Here is a 19430-nt window from a genome sequence, read left to right as displayed (position 1 = left end):
CAATGGCAAAAATTTTATTAGCGGAAGATGAAGAAGTGCTTCGTATGTTAGTGGTAGATACGCTTGAAGATGAAGGACATGAAGTGACGGAAGCAGAAAACGGCGAAGAAGCGTTGGAGTTTATTAAAGAACGTGATTTTGACTTAATTATTTTGGATTATATGATGCCCGTGTTCACCGGGCTTGAAGTCATTCAGCAGCTAAAAGAAATGAAAGATAAGCGCCATACAAAAGTATTGATGCTTTCAGCTAAGAATCAAGCTGCTGATCAAAGCCGAGTGTTAGAAGCAGGGGCTGCGTATTTTATGTCTAAACCGTTTAGTCCCCTATTGCTAGCCGAACGTGTTGAGGAAATTTTAGATGAACAATAAACTAAAACGAAAAAGTATCTCAACCCAGTTCATCTTCTTAGCAAGTATCCTTTTACTTGCTTTTGCGGCGGGTTCAACTGTACTTGTTGTACGGCAAAAAGAAATTACAGCTGATTATGCCCAGTACAGGGCACAAGTACGGGAAAAGGCACAGCTGCTATCTACAATTGATAAATCAATGAACAGAGCTTTTTTGCAGGCTCGTGGGTTTATTGCATTTGATTCAGAGGATATGTATAACGAGGCTGCAAGTCAGCAAAAAAGTATCGAAGAAAATCTTGATCGACTTGCAGGTCTAGCGGCAGATAGACGTGAACGTACGTTTGTAAATGAAGCGACGGTGATGCTAAACACGTATTTTAATCAAACGCTTCCTTATTTTAAAGATATTTACGACAAAAAAGGCATTGAAGGAGTCCGCTCTAGTACTGAGCGGAAGGCTGCTTCTAAATCAATAGAACAAATGCAAAAAGAACTTGATGACTACCAAAATGAATTAACTAAAGACTTAAATACACAGTACGATGACACGTCGAGTGACATGCAGAAAAGTCAAACGTTCTTTATTTTATTTTTAGCGTTTACAGTGGTCATTTTATTATTGCTTACACGGGTATTGCTAAATAAGTTTGTAAAGCCGCTGAGTCAGCTAGCATATACGGCAAGCGAAATTGCTGCGGGAAAAGAAATGCCTATGACATTTGATGAACATAGAAGAGATGAAATCGGTATGCTATCTCAGGCCTTTTACAAAATGGTATCGACTTTGCAAAATAACGAACAGGAGTTAACGGCTCAAAATGAAGAGCTGATTGCACAGCAAGATGAGTTGCACAGTCAGCAAGATGAACTTCAGCACGCATTAGAATTGACAAAGGAACGAGAAGGAGAGTTAGAATTGCGCAATTTATTTGTGCATGGACTAACAAATTCTCTTCACAAGCAAGAAGTTCTCACGAGTGCTGTCACAAACATGAGCCGAGTAATGAAAGCTGATCACGGTTTTATTATGCTAACCGATAAAAAGACACATGCTTCATTTGGTCTATCTTCATCAAGTGTTAAACAGATGGTGGCAAATCTTCATAATAATTATGTTGATCATGTGCAAAAGACGAAAAAATGCATGGTAGTAAAAAGAGAGTGTAGAGAACATGAGCGCCTATATCATCAGCAAACGTTTTATTTGTATGATGTTATCGTACCGGTGCTGTCTTCACAGGGAGATATGCTAGCCTATATGTTTTACAGCCGCTACGCGGATGAATACACAGAACATGAATTACAGACATTTGAAATATTGGCCAAACAAATTACGATTGCTCTTGAAAAAATTTATATTTACGAAGAGTCTGAGCATGACAGACTGCTATCTCAAGATATTTTAAATTCGATTCAAGAAGGAATGCAGCTTGTAGATACAAGCGGTACGATTCTACAAGTAAATACGAAGACTAGCGAATTGTTTCAATATGAGCATCAAAGCGGGCTTCTTCAGCTTTCTCGTGATCAATGGCTAGATGCTCTCTCTCAAAAAGTCGAAAATATAGAGGAGCTAAGACAATACGTTAAAGCCATTTGTAAGGGAGAGCAAGTAGAAAAGTCTTTTGTTTATTATCTGCATACGGAAGGTAAGCGAAAAGTTATAAAAGTTTATAGCGAATACGTATATCGAAACCGTCAGATGTTTGGCGTATTGTTCGTTCATCGTGATATTACGAAAGAATTTGAAGTTGATCAGATGAAGTCGGAATTTGTAAGCACTGTGAGTCACGAGCTGCGCACACCTTTAGCAAGTGTATTAGGGTTCACTGAGCTTATGCTAAACAAAACATTAAAAGAAGAAAGACAGAAGAAGTATTTAACTACTATTTATCAGGAAGCACAGCGGTTGACTTCTTTAATCAACGATTTTTTGGATGTCCAAAGAATGGAAGCGGGGAAACAAACCTACGATAAAAAGTATCAAGACATTCTGCCGCTTATTAAGCAGGTGATTGAGGTCCAGAACATACAAACAAGTAAGCATGAATTTGATATGATTTCCGATCAAGAGCATTTTACAGTAATGGGAGATAAAGATAAGCTTCTGCAATTGTTTAATAATGTAATTAGCAATGCAGTAAAATATTCGCCTGATGGAGGGAACGTTACAGTTAAAGTGTATCAAAAGGAACACGCTGTTTATATTGATATTCAAGATGAAGGAATTGGTATACCAAGTGAAGCGCTAGGACATTTGTTTACCAAATTCTACAGAGTAGATAACTCCGATATGCGCAAAATTGGCGGAACGGGTCTAGGGTTAGCAATTGTAAAAGAAATTGTAAAAGCTCATGGTGGAGACATTACTGTACAATCAGAATGGAAAAAAGGAACAACATTCACGGTTGTTCTCCCGCTTCTACATGAAGTTCAGTACGATGAAGAAATGATGATAAGTGCGAATGATAACCGTAAAAGCGTAGTGATTGTAGAAGATGATAAAAGTTTAGCGACGCTTTTACAGGTAGAATTAAAAGAAAGCGGCTTTCACGTTCGGTATTTTAATAACGGAGAAGACGCATTAAACTCTATTCATCAGCAAAAGCCTGAAGTGGTTGTTCTAGATATCATGCTAGGAGAAAATAAGTTAGACGGCTGGGATGTTTTAAGGCATCTCAAAGAAAATACAGAGACAGAAAAAATTCCTATCTTAATCTCATCTGCTTTAGACGAAAGAAGCAAAGGATTAGAGCTTGGAGTGTGTGAGTTTCTGATTAAACCCTATCAGCCTAGTAAATTATCTAAAACCATTCTCCAGCTGCTTTTGAAAAAACAAGAGCATGAAGGAGAAATTATGATTCCATCAGATAAAGAAGAGTAGAAATTTGGTGAGGCTTCGTTATATGTACGGAGTCTCATTAAACGAAAAGAAAATTAGTAAAGTAATAAAAAAACATTGAAAACGCTATCAAAATGTGGTTTTATAGAAAGTAGGCATAACATGATGACCTTAGAATTACCTTTTTCCACCTCCTTACATGCGTAAGGAGGCTTTTTTGTATAAATATAGTAAGATAAGATAACAAAACCTCATGCAGAATCGTTTATTGACTTTCAGCTTGTTAACAAACTGCAGAAAGTTGGATAGTGAAAGGAGTGAAGCTCTAGAAACGATTTCACAAAGGGAGGATAGTCTCTCCAAGAAGTGAAGGTAGTTCAATTTTTATAATCATAGTATAATAAAAAATACGGTTATAAAAGCTGTGTTTTTTATACATCTTTTATATAGAAGGTAAGATTGAATTTTATATTTTCTTAAAGGAGGTCTTTCCTTGGATATTGCGTATATAATTGCTGAAGAAAGAATTAGACAAGCAATAAAAGACGGTGACTTTGATAAGCTGCCTGGGGAAGGAAAACCATTAAAGTTAGAAGATTTATCACATATACCTGAAGAACTGCGCCAAGCGTATAGGATGTTGAAAAATGCAAATATGATAAGTGATGAACAAGAGCTAAAACGAGATATGGCTACAATAGAAGAATTGATTTCTATATGCACGGATGCTAATGAAGAACAAAGGCTAACAGAGATGCTTACGGAAAAGCGTTTGCGCTTTGAGCAGCTCGTTGATAAGAAAAAGATGACAAGTTCTGCAGCTTACAGGACGTATCAGAATAAAATTTACTCCAAATTTTTTTATTAATGAGTGTAATAGACGAGACGATCGGAGGGTGAGAACTTGCGGCTGTTAATTTTATTGATTAGTATCATATTATTTATTTCGCTTTGTTTTTATATTTTTGCCCCACAAATAAAACGAGGCGCCCAATCGAAAAATGTGCCGGTTTTATTTATTCATGGCTATTTAGGCAGTCAAAAAAGCTTAGGAAAAATGATTAAACGATTTGAACAAAACGGATGGGGAACTAAAGTAGCTTACTGCGTCGTTCAAAAAGATGGAGCTATTCAGTGGAAGCACATTATGAAAGCAAAAGAGGGAAAACTCCCGCTTATTCATATCGTCTTTAAAAAGCCAGATGCCAGTATTGCACAGCAGCAAAAATGGATTGAAGCTATTATGCAAGATGTACGTGATACATATAAAGCATCTTCTGTTGATTTAGTTGGACATAGTATGGGAGGAGTAACAGCAGCAGCAGTTAGTTTGGCTAACCCTCAATATATTCAAAAGTTAGTTACGTTAGGATCGCCGATTCAAGGATTAGATTATCAGGAATTAATGGAGATGTATCCTCATGCACGCAATCATATTGAATCTATGGGGGCTCGTGATTTAGCTTTTCACTCTATAGCGTTAAACAAGCTATACGAAAGTCGTCAAGATTTCTCAAAAGAGATCGACGTTTTTTCAGGAGCAGGAGATGTGGGAGATAAGACAGATGGAGTGGTAACAGTAGAAAGTGCATACGGACTGCAAGAGTTTACCGAACACATTCATCTCCAAACGTTTCATGAAGCACATTCGGATTTACATGAAAGCTCAGAGGTTGATAAAGCTGTTTATCAATTTTTAAAACGAGATTAAAGGGGGATTACGATGCTTTACTTAATTAGACACGGCCAAACAGATTGGAATAAAAACAAACTTATTCAAGGGCATGCTGATATTCCGCTCAACGAAACAGGAAAGCAACAAGCCAAACGCGTAGCGGAACGTTTTAAAGATATCCATATTGATGTAGTCTACACAAGCGATTTGCTTCGTGCTCAGGAGACGGCTAGGAAAATTGCCGCAGTCGCTAAAGTAGAGAAAGTCGAGGTTTGTGAGCAGCTGCGCGAGCGCTCTTTTGGAGAATTAGAATCAAAGAACGTAGAAGTTCTGCATGATCTTGTGCCAAACTATGCGACAAATTGGGGAGAAGAACCTTTATATAATATTGAAACACTCGAAGCCGCTCAAGAACGGATGGTTCGGCGTTTAACGGAAATTATGAAGGAGTCTATTGGAAAGAAAGTAGCAGTTGTTAGTCACGGGGCGGCAATTAATACATTCATTCATCATGTAACAAGCGGAGAACAAGGAACAGGGACTACTATTTTACAAAATACATCGATTACAACTTTTGCTTATGAAAGTGGAAAATGGCGTCTTGAAACAATCAATGATGCCAAACATCTTGAATAAATATACTTAAAGAGGCTGTGACAGTAGTATTTTAGTTGAGGGAGGATCCGAACGATTAATCGTTCGGATTTTTTTATGGTTATGGTGAACGCAGGTTTCATATATGTAAGTACTTCTGGCTGTTGATTGGAGGGAAAGGCGAAGACTCCTATGGGAAAAGCGGAAGGGGTGAGACTCCGCATATTAATTATATATATAAATATTTATACAATTGATTTTAATAAAAATGCATAGTAAAATAAGTTTTATTACTATTCTATTAAAGCGTTTAGTATGACTAGATTTCCTAATATTGTTTAATAAGTAACTATATTTCGGAATAAGATTAATTGATTTGTATAATTTCAAGGAGGATGTAGTATGTCTAAAGATTGGAGTCACTTATTTGAAAGAATGCCTGAATTGCTAGCACCGACAATGGCTAAAGATCATCCGAATTTGCCCGTTGTGAAAGAAGAAGGATGCTATTATTATGGATTGGATGGTAAAGAATATCTCGATTTTACTTCCGGAATCGCTACGACAAATGTAGGACACAGACATCCGAAAGTAGTAAAAGCAATCAAAGACGGAGCAGATCAATTATTGCACGGTCCTTCAGGTGTCATTATGTACGAATCGATATTAAAGTTAGCCGATGAGTTAGGAAAAGTAACGCCGGGCAATTTAGACTGCTTTTTCTTTGGAAATAGCGGCACAGAAGCAATTGAAGGAGCCTTAAAATTAGCGAGACATGTCACAAAGCGTCCGTATGTTATTTCTTTTTTAGGGTGTTTTCATGGACGCTCGATGGGAGCTTTAAGTGTTACAACATCGAAAAGCAAATATAGACAATTTCAGCAGCCTTCGGGACTGACGTATCAACTTCCATATGCCAATCCAAAAGAGTGCTCTGCGGAGCTAGACAGCGATGTATACTTTACTGAAAAGCTTGAAAAAGATTTTGAAATACTCTTTAAGCACCAAGTCACGCCTGAAGAAGTGGCTGCCGTTATTTTGGAACCAGTATTAGGCGAAGGCGGCTATATTATTCCTCCGAAAAGTTGGATGAAGAAGTTAAGAGAGATTTGTGATCGTCACGGAATATTACTTATTTTCGATGAAGTGCAAACAGGGTTTGGCCGTACCGGTGAATGGTTTGCTGGCCAAACGTTTGATGTTGTACCAGATATTATGGCTATAGCAAAAGGAATTGCTTCTGGAATTCCGCTTAGCGCAACGGTCGCTTCTCAAGAATTAATGAAGCAGTGGCCTCTTGGCACACATAGTACAACATTTGGAGGGAATCCTATCGGATGTTCAGCAGCTCTTGCAACTCTTGAAGTGATGAAAGAAGAACAGCTGCTGGATAACACGAAAAAAATGGGCGCTTATGCATTAGAAAAGCTGCATCTTTTAAAGGAAAAACATTCAGTTATTGGAGATATCCGTGGTTTAGGACTTATGATTGGAATTGAAATTGTTAATCCGCATACGGGAGAAGGAGATGGAGACGCTTTATTCGAGATTTTGGACTTAGCTTTAGAAAAAGGCGTGTTATTTTATTTTTGCGGAAATGCAAGTGAAGTTATTCGCATGGTACCTCCGCTTACTGTGACAAAAGAACAGATAGATGACGGCATTCGTATGCTAGATGAGGCTATTACTTCTTTTGAGAAAAAGTCAGCTGTAAAAGCGTAATAAAAAAATATAAAAAATTTATATATTTGTAACCTAGTTGTCATAGTAATGGTAGCGATATCATAGTTTTAGAGGGAAAACAATTTTCTGAAAAGTAGTTGACATCTGTTTGTGCAGCATGTAACATAATATTTATCTTATCAACAATTATCAACAAAATTCGACAAACTTCTTATCAAGAGAGGCGGAGGGATAGGCCCTGTGAAACCTCGGCAACGGACTTTATAGAACCGTGCCAACTCCCACAAGCAGTGCTTGAAAGATGAGAAGAGACCAGGCTTACTAACAATTGTGATCCCAACCTCTTCTTACAGGCACTTAGACACTGTAAGTGGAGGTTTTAATTTTATGACAAGAATATAACATTTAGATAAAAAACAGCAGGTGAAATTACCTGCTGTTTTTATATGCTGTAAAATGATAAATAACCTACCAGAATTCCTAGTAAAAGCATCCCGGCCGTAATACCAATAATCCACCACATCATTTTTTTCATCGTTTATTCCTCATTATCAATTGACTGTAGCTGTAGATCCGCCAGAAGCGCCGGAAGCCGTACCATAAGCGGTTTGTCTTTTGATTCCAGCATTTTTAGCTGCAACTTTCCACTGCCAGTCAATTCGCCCGTAGGCTCGATTATTTTGTACCCAAGATTTTGAGCTCTTTTTTGAAATAGACACAAGGGGGTTTACGTTTTTTGTGACCACACCTCGTACACTTTTGACTGAAGTTACTGAGGAGCTTTTTGTGTAATAATCTACATACACCGTTAGTTTTGTTGTTGTAAATCCAGCCGCTTTATAAGAAGCCGTATAAGCTGCTGTTTTGAATAAAGGTGAAGCCGTTTTTGCTCCGTATGCTGCTGTACTTGCAGCTTCGACCGTGCCGCTGCTCTCTTCAATATCCATTTTGAACAGAGATGGATCCCTTAGTGATTGTACAACTTTTTGTTTTTGTTGACGCGACAGTTTTGAAAATTCATACAGTGAACTTTTATCACCTTGCCCTTTCAAGAACTGCGTGTAAGAAGCAACCGTTAAATGAGCAGGTTTTTCACTAGCCTGAACAGAGTTTGGTACGACTAATAGACATAATAATGCACCTATCAGGGAAAAAGCAAAAAACGTTCTTTTTGTAGCCATATTCATATAAATCCTTTCTAGTACTCTATCTTTATAAATAGATAAGAAGTAATTTATCGTTTTGAAGAAGGGCTGTGTGCTGACATATTAACTGTCATCACGACACGAGCTTGCTGTACAGATTTCATAAAGCATTCGTATAGAGAAGCGAATACTTTGTCCACATCTCCTTCTAAAGCTGTTGCAAAAGGCACGGTTTCGGCAAATACTCCCTGTTGTTTAACTGCGCCAATTCCGCTTTTGATGATGTCTACATAATGCGGCGTATCTAATGGATACAAAGAAAATTGAGTGGATACAGGGAACGAAGCACAAAGCTGCTGGTTTAAAGGCATGTTTTCTTTTGAGTTTATTTTTCTTTCTTCGAAATATTCTTCGTGACGCCCTGTTGAAAACGTGGCATTCAGCACAATATGCTTTTCTGATTTTCCAGCACTTTTATAAATGGCCTGTACAACTTCAAATACGTCTTTGGCAGTTCCTTCAATAAACGTACTAACACGGTCCGTTTTTCGCTGAACTTTAGACATATCCACTTCGTTTAGTGCGCTTAAAATAATATCGATGAAGTTATCGCTCATAACGGAAAGCGTAAAACGACAGCCAACATTTATTTTTTCCAAGTTAATCACCCCTAAAATATAGATTTGTAGTTTTTTAATCATACAAATCATAAAATAACTTTTCTGTTTTGTATAGAAACAGAAGATAGATTCTTTATTTTTAGTAAATATTACATAGAAGAAACGAGAATAAATTGCATAACATGAAAATTAAGGGTGTCAAGAAAAGTCACATAGTGAAAAAGAATAAAAAAACAATGTTAGAACTTCTGACAAAAAGCTGGTATATAGACTGAAAACACCATATTATAAATACAAGATCACATTATTCTCCTGCGATTTCGTATAACCTCTTGAAAAAGGGACTTGGGATTTTATCATAAATCCAACCTCCTAGCTGTATAATCAGCTAGGAATTTTTTTTACCCAAAGTCTCTATCGCCCATGAGGTTACCTGCACTTATTCAACTCAGAGCATGCACCATATATATTTAAGACCAGTGTAAGAAAGATTGCTTGAAGATGTTAGTGTTCGGTTTGAGCTAGAAATAGATAGATGTTACGAAAGAGGGGAAAGAAGGTATGACGCACACATTAATTAAAAATGCAGAGATTATTACGATGAATGAGAAGAATGATATTATTTACGGTGACCTTTATATTGTTGGAAATCGTATTGCAGCCATCGGGAAAAATCTGCATCCGGAAAAGGTAGATAAAGTCATTGACGCAGCAAATAAAACGATTGTGCCGGGCTTTATACATACTCATATTCATTTATGTCAAACGCTTTTTAGAGGGCAAGCAGATGATTTAGAGCTGCTAGACTGGCTAAAGAAGAAAATATGGCCGCTTGAAGCTTCGCATGATGAAGAATCTATCTATTATTCAGCACTGTTAGGGATCGGTGAACTCATTCAAAGCGGGACTACAACAATTGTCGATATGGAAACTGTTCATCATACAGACTCTGCTTTTCAAGCTATATCTAAGAGTGGAATCCGAGCTCTTGCAGGAAAAGTAATGATGGATAAAAAAGGCGACGATCTGCCAAAAGCTCTGCAGGAGACAACGGCTGACTCGATTAAAGAAAGCGTAGAGCTGCTTGAAAAATGGCATAATTCAAATAACGGTCGTATTCGATACGCATTCTCCCCAAGATTTGTGCTGTCGTGTACGGAAGATTTGCTGCGTGAAGTGAGCCATTTATCAGCTGCCTATAATGTTCATGTCCATACTCATGCTTCTGAGAATCAAGAAGAAATTCGCATTGTAGAAGCTGAAACGGGTATGAGAAATATCATGTACTTAGACCATTTAGGATTAGCCAATGAGCGCCTTATTTTAGCGCACTGTGTGTGGCTAAACGATCAAGAAAAGCAAATTATTAAGAATCAAGGAGTAAAAGTCAGTCATTGCCCAGGCTCAAACTTAAAACTTGCATCGGGAATCGCAGATGTGCCCAGTTTATTAGAGCAAGGTGTATTTTTAAGCCTTGGCGCTGATGGTGCTCCTTGTAATAATAATTTGGATATGTTCAACGAAATGAGGCTGGCCGCTACGATTCATAAACCCTCTTACGGACCAACAGCCATGAATGCAAAGCACGTGCTCGAAATGGCTACAATCGGAGGAGCGAAAGCAGTTGGGCTTGAAAAAGAAATTGGAAGTTTAGAGGTTGGGAAAAAAGCAGATCTTGCCATTTTAAATTTAAATCAGCTTCATACTTTTCCATCTTACGGCGTAGACCCTATTTCCAGAGTTGTGTATTCAGCAACGCGAGGAGATGTAGAACTAACAATGGTTGACGGTGAAATTGTGATGGAGAATCGCGTGCTAAAAACCATTGACCAGGGAATTGTGCTGAAAGAGGCAAATCATTCGATAGATCGTCTTTTAAAAAGAATTCCACTTTTAATTTCGTAAGATGTAAAACGAAGAAGAGGCCGGGATAAAAGTATTTTAACAAAAGTAAACCTCGAATTATTAATCGGAGTTATTGATTAATAATTCGAGGTTTTTGTTGTCAAGGTGAACGTAGGTTTCATCTGTTTAGTTGCTTCTAGCTGTTGATTGAAGGACATGGCGTAGACTCCTGCGATTATTCCATTTATTTGTCTTTAGAATGGATTTATTTAGTTATGTCTCAATCTCTTTTTTGTATAAATGAGTAAAAAGAGTACTCTTGCAACAGACTAAAAAGATAAGAGAAATAAATTTTCAAAATTCCAAACTAACGGAAGATAAAAATTTTTATAATGATAGCGTTTTCCACCTTTGCATATCTACAAATTAAGACTATAATAGGACAAAAGATTTTACTTTGAAACGTAAAATCCTCCTAAATCGTGTCCTTTTTAGGACATTTGAATAGGTAGGATTTTTTATTTTTTTTTAGAAGTAGGGAGGCGCGCGTGTTGGAGCGTAACGGAATATTAGAGCGCTTGTTTAAACTATCAGAGCGCAACACAACACCAAAACAAGAAATACTAGCAGGACTTACAACTTTTATGACGGTCAGTTATATGGTAATCGTCAATCCCATTATCATGTCTGACGCGGGTATCCCTCGAGAAGCGGCTCTTGCAGCTACCATTTATGCCATTGTATTTAGTACGTTACTGATGGCTCTATGGGCAAACTTCCCGATTGTAACCGGTCCAGGGATGGGTTTAAATGCGTTTTTTACGTATTCAGTAGTATTAGGACAAGGATTGTCATGGCAAACGGCACTTGGAGCAGTTTTTATATCCGGGGTCTTATTTTTTGTTTTAACGGTAACAGGAATACGCGGAAAAATTATTGATGCCATTCCGAACGTATTAAAGTCTTCAATAGCAGTTGGAATTGGTCTTTTTGTTGCGTTTATCGGTTTGAAAAACGCTGGATTAGTTGTGGCAAACGAGTCTACTTTTGTAGGGCTTGGAAATGTCATGGATAAAGGCCCGTTACTTGCTATTTTTGGGCTGATATTAGCAGCTGTACTGATGGCTAAAAATGTAAAAGGTGCTCTTATTATAAGTATTTTTGCTACGACAATATTAGCAATGATTGTAGGAGTACAAGCAGTTCCTCATTCTCTGAAAGACGTCTTTTCAGCTACGCCGCCAAGCGTTGGAGAAACATTCTTTCAAATGGATTTAAAGGGTGCAGTTGCCTACGGCATTTTTTCAGTTGTATTTTCTTTCACCATCGTAGAATTATTTGATACGCTAGCGACATTGATTGGACTATCTAAAAAAGCAAACTTAGTAGATAAAAACGGTAAAATTCCAGGTTTAAATCGCGCGCTTGCAGCAGATTCAATTGGTACAATGGCGAGTGCTATTTTTGGAAGCACTGCGCTAAATACGTATATTGAAAATGCAACAGGTATTGCAGAAGGAGGGCGTACCGGCTTAAAGGCATTAACGGTTGCCATCTTATTTATATTTACCTTGTTTTTTGCACCGCTTATTCAATTTATCCCAAGCGTTGCTACTGCTCCAGCACTCATTATTATTGGTTCGCTTATGCTAAGTGACATTCGAAACGTTAACTTCGACGATTTCACTGAAGTTGTTCCCGCTTTCTTAACAATTGTCATGATGCCGTTAACCTACAGCATTGCAGAAGGGTTAGCATTCGGCTTCATTTCATACACAGCGATTAAACTGTTTACAGGACGCCATCGCGAAATTCATTGGATGATGTATGTAATCACCATTGCCTTTTTTATCAATTTTTATATGAGTTCCCATTAGGGATGAAAAAAGACGTAGCATTAAGCTACGTCTTTTTTTGTTACTGAGTCCTTGTCAGAGAACATCGTGAAAGAATGAAGCTTTTCTTTTATTTTAGATAATTGTAAAATAATTATAAAAGGTGCGTTATAAAGGGTTGGTGGAATAAATTGAAACAAAGTAAACGCAAACGTGTAACCTTACAACAAGTGGCAGAACACGCGGGAGTATCTCGAGCTACTGCTTCGCTTATTGTGCGAAATAGTCCAAGTGTTTCTGAAAAAACAAGGGAAAAAGTTCTAGCTTCGATGAAAGAGTTAGGATACGTGTATGACCGAATTGCGGCAAATTTAAGATCTCAAACTTCATCAACAATCGGAGTTATTATTACGGATATATCTAATACGTTTTTTACAGAATTGTTAATTGGAGTACACGAGGAGCTCGAGAAAGACGGATATACGGTGTTTTTAGGTACGACGTTTGATTCGGATAATCGACAGGATCAGCTGCTTTCTACAATGCTGGAGCACCGGGTAGGAGGCATTATTTTATGTCCTGTTGCGGGTACATCGGAAGATACGATAAGAAAAATTCAGCATCTAGATGTTCCTTCAGTACTAGCAGTAAGGGAATTGCCTGAGGTGGAGTCAGATTATGTAGGGGTAGATTATAGCTTAGGCGTTCAAAAAGCGGTTCAACACTTACTTGAACAGGGACACAAAAGAATTGCATTTTTAGGAGGAACAACCGGTTCTACAACGTGGAAAGAAAGAATGGAAGGTTACCGTTCGGCACTAAAGAACGCAGGAATTTCTATTGATGAAGAGCTTGTTATTCCGAGCGGTCCGACAAGAAGCGGCGGTGTAGAAGCTGCACATCAAGTACTGAACATTTCTGAGCCTCCAACAGCAGTTTTTTGTTTTAGCGACTTAGTTGCATTTGGTGTTATGCAAGGTTTAAAAGAGAAAGGGATTGTTCCCGGAGAAGATATAGCGGTAGTAGGATTTGATAATGTCATGGAATCATCTGTATGTCACCCTACTCTAACAACCGTCTCTTCTTTTGCAAGACAAATAGGAAAAGATGCTGCACGGTGTCTTCATAACCAAATTGTTGATAAAAAAGAACATCATCATCGCATTATTTTAACACCTCAGTTAGTTGTTCGAGAATCGTCATCAAAAAAAAGAAGCAGTTAATGAACTGCTTCTTTTCCTTGTGAATTATTTAGACGGTTCGTAAATATCCCAAGCCATTTTCAAGGAATCAACGATATAATTTGCTACTTCTTCAATATCCAAATTGTCAGTTTCTACTTTGGAGTGGTGGTTGGAATAAATTGCTTGTCGCGTATAAAATAATTTTTCAATATCCTCTAGACTTCTTCCTTGTAAAACAGGGCGACTGTCAATAATGAGGCTGATGCGCTCTTTCCATGAATCCCATGAAAGGTCTAAAAAGAATACAATACAATTTGATAAGCATATTTTTTGAATTTCTTCTTGAAGAAATGCGCCTCCGCCAACGGATATAATTTTTAAACGCTGCTGAGATAACTGGCTAATTACTTCTTTTTCTTTATTTCGGAAAAACTCTTCACCAAACTCTTTAAAGATTTGTGAGGTAGGCATTTGAAACATTTTTTCGATTTCTTGGTCTATATCGACAAAATCTCTGTATAATTTCTTAGCGACTAGTTCGCCGATTGTTGTTTTACCTACGCCCATAAAGCCAATAAATACAATGCTTTTTTCTCTAAGAGACATCTCGCTGTAAGTCATTTTTCAAAGCCTCTTTCTGTTTTTAACAATAAAAAACTTATTATTTTGTATTTGAGTTATTAGAATTATAATACAAATTTTACTGTTTGTAAAAACAGTGAAAGGATATTATGTCCTAAGAAACAAGTATCAGCTTACATTTATAAAATTTCTGTTAGTCAACAGATGGGATTAGCTGTGAGTAAAACAAAAAAGCAATAGTTCAGCTCAATCATGATCATAAACCTTTATTATATTGATAACACTGCTATCTTTGATATTTCTAGAGTGTATGTTAGAAAAAAAGGGAAGTGAATGTGACGCTGCTTAAGAGACTATAATCAATATTAATAAATATTTTTAGAAAATTCTTTAATTTTCTATTGCTAGATTAAAATTTCTGTTGTAGGATTATGATAACGTTTACAAAACGAGTTATTACTTTAAATCAGTAGAATTTATAGAAAACTGCGTCAAATTTTAGATCGATCTAAAATTAAAATTAGATCGATCTAAAAAGGCAGTCAGGTCAATTGTTAAAAGGAGAGATCTCAATGAGCTTTAGACGAGCAAGGCCTTATGTAAATACAGAATGGCTTGAAGGTAATCGATCAGCAGTAAGTATTAAAAGTCCGTATTCGCAGCAAGTAATTGGTGAACAAATTATAGCAACGCCAGAAGATGTGGAACAAGCGCTATCAGCTGCCTATAAAGCCAAAAAAACAATTGCGAGTCTGTCTTCTTATGAAAGGGCCAAAATTTTAAAAGAAGCAGCACGGCTTTTGGAAAAGCAAAAAGAAAAATTTGCTTCTCTCATCTCAAATGAGTTAGGAAAACCGATGAAGAATACGTTGGACGAAGTATCTCGATCTGTAGAAACATTAGAGCAATCTGCGGAAGAAGCAAAAAGGCTTATCGGTGAGACGATACCAGGAGATGCTTCCGAACGAGGAGGAAAAGCGATAGCTTCCACATTTCGTGTACCAGTCGGAGTTGTTGCCGCTATTACTCCTTTTAATGCACCTTTGAATTTAGTATGCCACAAAATTGGACCAGCTTTTGCTGCTGGCAACAGTGTTATTTTAAAACCAGCTCCGCAAACAACTTTAGTTGCTTCAGAGTTTATAGCTCTATTATTAGAAGCTGGAATGCCTGAATGCGCTATTAACATGGTTTTAGGGGGAGTAGAAACAGGGCAGCAAATCGTAAAAGATGACCGTGTAAATATAATTTCTTTTACTGGTGGAACAGTGGCAAGCAGAAATATATGTGAACTGGCTGGAATGAAAAAAGTCCTTCTAGAGTTAGGAGGAAATGCTTCAACAATTGTTCATGAAGATGCTGATATTAAAAAAGCTGCTGAAATGTGTGGGAGAACAGGGTTTAGCAACTCCGGTCAAAGCTGTATTTCGGTTCAGCGTATTTATGTACATGACTCAGTTGTTTCTGAATTTACAGAGCTTCTGAAGAATGAGGTAACGTCTTTAAAAGTTGGTGATCCTCTGCTGCCGCAGACGGATGTTGGATGTTTAGTAGATGAAAAAGCAGCAAACCGAGTTTTGGCTTGGATTGAAGAAGCAGTCGATTTAGGTGCAAAACTGATATGCGGCGGCAAAAAGACAGGGGCTTCTATAGAACCTACTGTTCTATTAAATCCTCCTAAACAAAGCAAAGTAGTATGTCAAGAAGTGTTTGGACCTGTGGTGAGCATCATTCCTTATCAAAATATTGAAGAAGCTATTCGGGAAACAAATGATTCATCATTCGGTTTGCAAGCAGGGCTGTTTACAAATCAAATGGATTTAGCTTACCGTGTGGCTGAATCTCTAGAAGTAGGAGGAGTTGTGATTAATGGAACCTCTAATTTTCGACTCGACCATTGGCCGTACGGTGGAATAAAAGACAGCGGCGTTGGTAGAGAAGGACCTCGATTTGCGATTGAAGATATGACAGAAACAAAAATGATTGTCCTGCAGCTATCGTAGCTGAGTTTATTACCTGACAAAATATACAGTGAATTTAAAGGAGGATATACAATGGAAAAATTAATATCACATCAATTAGTAAATTATCTTGAGGAACGAGGCATCGAGCATATTTTTGGTTTGTGTGGTCATACAAACATAGCGGTATTAACAGCCTTAGAAGAAAGCAAAATTAAATTTATCAACGTTCGACATGAACAAATTGCAGCGCACGCAGCTGATGGCTATGCGCGTGTGACGAAAAAAGCAGCAGTAGTATTAAGTCACTTAGGTCCTGGATTAACAAATGCTGCTACAGGTGTAGCCAATGCAGCGTTAGATTCAATTCCAATGGTTGTCATCGCTGGTGATGTTCCTACTCATTATTATGGAAAGCATCCGCATCAAGAGGTAAATTTACATGCTGATGCTTCGCAATATGAAATTTATCGTCCATTCGTTAAGCGTGCATGGAGAGTTGACCGTCCAGATTTATTTCCGGAAATATTAGAGAAAGCATTTTTACTAGCGGAAAGTGGAAATCCTGGCCCCGTATTAGTATCTGTACCAATGGATATCTTTTCAAAAAAGATCGATGTTTCTTTATTTGATCGACTGCATCGTCAAACGAAATCTTTGCAAAAACCTTCTATCGATGATGAAACGGCAAAGAGTATTGTACAAAAATTAGTTAATGCCAAAAATCCAGTGTTATATGTAGGCGGAGGTATCCTATTAGCAGATGCAGCAAATGAATTAAAAGAGCTTGTGGATCACTTGAACATTCCGGTAGCCCACTCCTTAATGGGCAAAGGAGCACTTTCAGATGATCATGACTTGACTCTAGGGATGACTGGTTTTTGGGGTACGAAGTTTATTAATGAAAAGTGTCGGACTGCCGATTATATTTTAGCATTAGGAACACGATTTGCAGAAGCAGATTCTAGCTCCTGGGAGCCGGAATATACGTTTGATTTTTTACAAACAAAATTAATTCATATTGATATTGATCCTAGTGAGATAGGGCGTAATTATCCTGCCGAAATTGGTGTAGTGGCGGATTTAAAACAAGCCCTTAAAGTCTTGAATCGCGTGGCTAAACAGCTTATTCCGGAAGGAGTAAAAAACGAAGCATTAATAAAAGAGATTGCTTCTTATCGTGAAGAGTTTAAAGCTAGCAATGAAGAGTATATTCACGACAATTCATTTCCAATGCAGCCGCAGCGAATTTTAAATGAAGTTCGTGAAGTCCTGCCGAAAGATGCCTATATTACTACTGATGTAGGCTGGAATAAGAACGGGGTAGGACAACAGTTTCCAATCTATGAAGCTGGAAGTATATTAACTCCAGGAGGTTTTGCTACAATGGGATTTGGAGCGCCGGCAGCTTTAGGAGCAAAGGTAGCTCAGCCTGATAAAGTAGTTGTTTCTCTAGTAGGAGACGGGGGATTCGGCCAAAATCCAGCTGTGCTTGCTACGGCAGCTGAAGAGAATATTCCTGTGGTTTGGATCGTTATGAATAACTTTGCGTTTGGTACGATCGCTGGACTGCAAAAAGCACATTTTGGAACCACTCTAGGCACGGTATTTGAAAAAGATGGAGAGGTTTATTCTCCTGACTTTGCAAGTATCGCTAAAGCTTATGGAGTAGAAGGTATAAAAATTCAATCAGCCGAAGAGTTCAAACCTGCACTGCAAAGAGCTATTGCTTCTAATAAACCAGTTGTAATTGATGTAGCGATGTTAAACAATCCTGTACCAACATCAGGACATTGGAACATCATGGATATTTACTCACCGGATAAGAAAGTACACCATGTATCTGTTTAACAAGTATGGAGCAAATGCTGAAATGAAAACGGAAACATTTAACTTTGATAAAAAGGAGCTGTTTCTATGTTAGAGAGTGTGGAAGGAACTCATTCTCCATCTATTTGTACGCCTCTAGTAGGCAAAAATCACAAAGAGCTTTTAACAGAGCTGGCGGACATTCTATTAAAAAAGCCGGATATAATTGAATGGCGCCTAGATTTTTATGAAGAAATTCAAGATATGAACAGCGTCCTTTCTGCAGCTAAAGATATATATGAAAATAGTGAGCGCACTCCTATTTTGCTTACTGTACGTTCTCAAAAAGAAGGAGGGCAGCCTATTTCTTTATCAGAAAAGGAAGTAGTAGCCATACTTGCAGAGGTATGTAAACACCCGTATGTAGCAATTATTGATTTTGAAGTATCAAATCAACCGGATCACATCCGCTATTTGCGTGAAGTGTCCAAGGAAAATAACAAGAAACTTGTGCTTTCTTATCATAATTTTTCTTTTACGCCTCCTAAAGCGGAAATTTTTAAAAGCTTATTTCTAGCTGAATTTTACGGAGCAGATGCAGCAAAAGCAGCTGTCATGCCTCAGAACAATCAAGATGTTTTAACTTTATTGGAAGCTACAAGAGAGGCTGAAAAAGAGCTTAGCATTCCTCTCATTACCATGTCGATGGGAGGGTTAGGAGCTATTAGCCGAATTGTCGGATGGATGTACGGCTCGTCTGTTACTTTCGCTGTAGGGAAAAGCAGCTCAGCTCCTGGGCAAGTTCCAATTGATGAATTACGAAAAATAATTCAGTTAACAAAAAAAGTTACGGATCCTGAGAGCAACCATTTCCATCAAATTGGTTCGATATAAAATAAAAAGAACAAGAGCATGCTATGCTCTTGTTCTTTTTATTTATCCTTTAAATGCATTGAAAGATAAACGCGAGTATCTTTTTTGTGCTCATATTTTGGATTAGCGCTTCGCGTATATTCTTTTGACTGATGTTCTATATGGTAGTTCTGTTCAAATTGTTTGATTGCTTCATTAATTTCTTCTTGTGTTCCCATTAATCTTACTTGCAGCATTGTAATGTCTCCTTCCATACACCTTGCTTTTTGACTATATCATGAAATGAAAAAGAAGTAATTTTATTTTTGTTGACGAACTTGTATATACAGGTTAGAATAAAAACATAAAACTTGTATATACAGGTTTGTGGTGAGATTTATATGGGGGATAGGAGATATAGGAGTGAAATGAAAGCGGAAACAAGGGGGA

General features: G+C 37.7%; 16 protein-coding genes and 1 riboswitch. Of the genes, 12 read left to right on the top strand and 4 right to left on the bottom strand.

Going from position 1 to position 19430, the window contains the following annotated elements:
* Window positions 1–2: 2 nt before the first annotated feature.
* The 6 genes from ACRPLY_RS16865 (at window position 3) to ACRPLY_RS16840 (ending at window position 7186) form a co-directional block, all read left to right on the top strand.
* Complete coding sequence (locus ACRPLY_RS16865) at window positions 3–371, top strand: response regulator transcription factor (protein WP_028412195.1); 369 nt, start codon at window positions 3–5, stop codon at window positions 369–371.
* On the top strand, window positions 361–3237 hold the full coding sequence (locus ACRPLY_RS16860) for an ATP-binding protein (protein WP_432232049.1): 2877 nt from the start codon (window positions 361–363) through the stop codon (window positions 3235–3237). The genes ACRPLY_RS16865 and ACRPLY_RS16860 overlap by 11 nt, the downstream gene beginning before the upstream one ends.
* Before the next feature lie 451 nt (window positions 3238–3688).
* On the top strand, window positions 3689–4063 hold the full coding sequence (locus ACRPLY_RS16855; protein ID WP_014461362.1) for a DUF1992 domain-containing protein: 375 nt from the start codon (window positions 3689–3691) through the stop codon (window positions 4061–4063).
* A gap of 36 nt (window positions 4064–4099) precedes the next feature.
* Window positions 4100–4906 (top strand): alpha/beta fold hydrolase, encoded by an 807-nt coding sequence (locus ACRPLY_RS16850; RefSeq protein WP_033578176.1) that lies wholly within the window; start codon window positions 4100–4102, stop codon window positions 4904–4906.
* 12 nt (window positions 4907–4918) lie between these two features.
* Entirely contained in the window at window positions 4919–5506 is a 588-nt protein-coding gene (locus ACRPLY_RS16845; protein ID WP_034269720.1) for a histidine phosphatase family protein, read from the top strand.
* A 360-nt stretch (window positions 5507–5866) separates the two neighbouring features.
* The gene (locus ACRPLY_RS16840) at window positions 5867–7186 is read left to right on the top strand and encodes an aspartate aminotransferase family protein (RefSeq protein WP_034269726.1); all 1320 of its coding nucleotides are present in this window, start codon (window positions 5867–5869) and stop codon (window positions 7184–7186) included.
* A 169-nt stretch (window positions 7187–7355) separates the two neighbouring features.
* Window positions 7356–7455: riboswitch (SAM riboswitch) on the top strand.
* Window positions 7456–7698: 243 nt separating this feature from the next.
* Here ACRPLY_RS16840 and ACRPLY_RS16835 read toward each other — a convergent pair.
* On the bottom strand, window positions 7699–8328 hold the full coding sequence (locus ACRPLY_RS16835) for a hypothetical protein (protein WP_034269729.1): 630 nt from the start codon (window positions 8326–8328) through the stop codon (window positions 7699–7701).
* Window positions 8329–8381: 53 nt separating this feature from the next.
* Entirely contained in the window at window positions 8382–8960 is a 579-nt protein-coding gene (locus ACRPLY_RS16830; protein WP_235907397.1) for a YkoF family thiamine/hydroxymethylpyrimidine-binding protein, read from the bottom strand.
* Between the two features lie 513 nt (window positions 8961–9473).
* Between ACRPLY_RS16830 and ACRPLY_RS16825 the strand changes: the two genes are divergently transcribed.
* From ACRPLY_RS16825 to ACRPLY_RS16815, 3 genes are all read left to right on the top strand, one after another.
* Complete coding sequence (locus tag ACRPLY_RS16825) at window positions 9474–10817, top strand: 5'-deoxyadenosine deaminase (protein WP_034269732.1); 1344 nt, start codon at window positions 9474–9476, stop codon at window positions 10815–10817.
* Window positions 10818–11308: 491 nt separating this feature from the next.
* Window positions 11309–12634, top strand: a complete 1326-nt coding sequence (locus ACRPLY_RS16820; RefSeq protein WP_016763224.1) for an NCS2 family permease — start codon at window positions 11309–11311, stop codon at window positions 12632–12634.
* 149 nt (window positions 12635–12783) lie between these two features.
* Entirely contained in the window at window positions 12784–13815 is a 1032-nt protein-coding gene (locus ACRPLY_RS16815; protein WP_028412203.1) for a LacI family DNA-binding transcriptional regulator, read from the top strand.
* A gap of 24 nt (window positions 13816–13839) precedes the next feature.
* On the opposite strand, the gene ACRPLY_RS16810 is transcribed toward ACRPLY_RS16815, so the two are convergent.
* Window positions 13840–14397 carry a shikimate kinase gene (locus tag ACRPLY_RS16810; protein ID WP_028412204.1) on the bottom strand — a complete coding sequence of 186 codons (558 nt, stop codon included), beginning with the start codon at window positions 14395–14397 and terminating at the stop codon, window positions 13840–13842.
* Window positions 14398–14930: 533 nt separating this feature from the next.
* Between ACRPLY_RS16810 and ACRPLY_RS16805 the strand changes: the two genes are divergently transcribed.
* The 3 genes from ACRPLY_RS16805 to aroD all read left to right on the top strand — a co-directional run bounded on the left by ACRPLY_RS16805 (window position 14931) and on the right by aroD (window position 19022).
* Window positions 14931–16361 carry an aldehyde dehydrogenase family protein gene (locus ACRPLY_RS16805; RefSeq protein ID WP_432232048.1) on the top strand — a complete coding sequence of 477 codons (1431 nt, stop codon included), beginning with the start codon at window positions 14931–14933 and terminating at the stop codon, window positions 16359–16361.
* Window positions 16362–16412: 51 nt separating this feature from the next.
* Complete coding sequence (locus ACRPLY_RS16800; RefSeq protein WP_432232047.1) at window positions 16413–18170, top strand: thiamine pyrophosphate-binding protein; 1758 nt, start codon at window positions 16413–16415, stop codon at window positions 18168–18170.
* A gap of 66 nt (window positions 18171–18236) precedes the next feature.
* On the top strand, window positions 18237–19022 hold the full coding sequence (aroD, locus tag ACRPLY_RS16795) for a type I 3-dehydroquinate dehydratase (RefSeq protein WP_048020116.1): 786 nt from the start codon (window positions 18237–18239) through the stop codon (window positions 19020–19022).
* 38 nt (window positions 19023–19060) lie between these two features.
* On the opposite strand, the gene ACRPLY_RS16790 is transcribed toward aroD, so the two are convergent.
* The gene (locus ACRPLY_RS16790) at window positions 19061–19237 is read right to left on the bottom strand and encodes a YvzF family protein (protein ID WP_081356462.1); all 177 of its coding nucleotides are present in this window, start codon (window positions 19235–19237) and stop codon (window positions 19061–19063) included.
* Window positions 19238–19430 lie beyond the last annotated feature (193 nt).

The organism is Priestia sp. TGN 0903, assembly GCF_050846855.1.
GTDB lineage: Bacteria > Bacillota > Bacilli > Bacillales > Bacillaceae_H > Priestia > Priestia zanthoxyli.
This window is presented reverse-complemented; position numbering and strand designations above follow the sequence as displayed.

Excerpts from the sequence above, each read along its gene's own strand:
- ACRPLY_RS16865 (WP_028412195.1), top strand. The coding sequence starts at position 3 with ATGGCAAAAATTTTATTAGCGGAAGATGAAGAAGTGCTTCGTATGTTA.
- ACRPLY_RS16860 (WP_432232049.1), top strand. The coding sequence starts at position 361 with ATGAACAATAAACTAAAACGAAAAAGTATCTCAACCCAGTTCATCTTC.
- ACRPLY_RS16845 (WP_034269720.1), top strand. The coding sequence starts at position 4,919 with ATGCTTTACTTAATTAGACACGGCCAAACAGATTGGAATAAAAACAAA.
- ACRPLY_RS16840 (WP_034269726.1), top strand. The coding sequence starts at position 5,867 with ATGTCTAAAGATTGGAGTCACTTATTTGAAAGAATGCCTGAATTGCTA.
- ACRPLY_RS16835 (WP_034269729.1), bottom strand. The coding sequence starts at position 8,328 with ATGGCTACAAAAAGAACGTTTTTTGCTTTTTCCCTGATAGGTGCATTA.
- ACRPLY_RS16825 (WP_034269732.1), top strand. The coding sequence starts at position 9,474 with ATGACGCACACATTAATTAAAAATGCAGAGATTATTACGATGAATGAG.
- ACRPLY_RS16810 (WP_028412204.1), bottom strand. The coding sequence starts at position 14,397 with ATGACTTACAGCGAGATGTCTCTTAGAGAAAAAAGCATTGTATTTATT.
- ACRPLY_RS16805 (WP_432232048.1), top strand. The coding sequence starts at position 14,931 with ATGAGCTTTAGACGAGCAAGGCCTTATGTAAATACAGAATGGCTTGAA.
- ACRPLY_RS16800 (WP_432232047.1), top strand. The coding sequence starts at position 16,413 with ATGGAAAAATTAATATCACATCAATTAGTAAATTATCTTGAGGAACGA.
- aroD (WP_048020116.1), top strand. The coding sequence starts at position 18,237 with ATGTTAGAGAGTGTGGAAGGAACTCATTCTCCATCTATTTGTACGCCT.
- ACRPLY_RS16790 (WP_081356462.1), bottom strand. The coding sequence starts at position 19,237 with ATGCTGCAAGTAAGATTAATGGGAACACAAGAAGAAATTAATGAAGCA.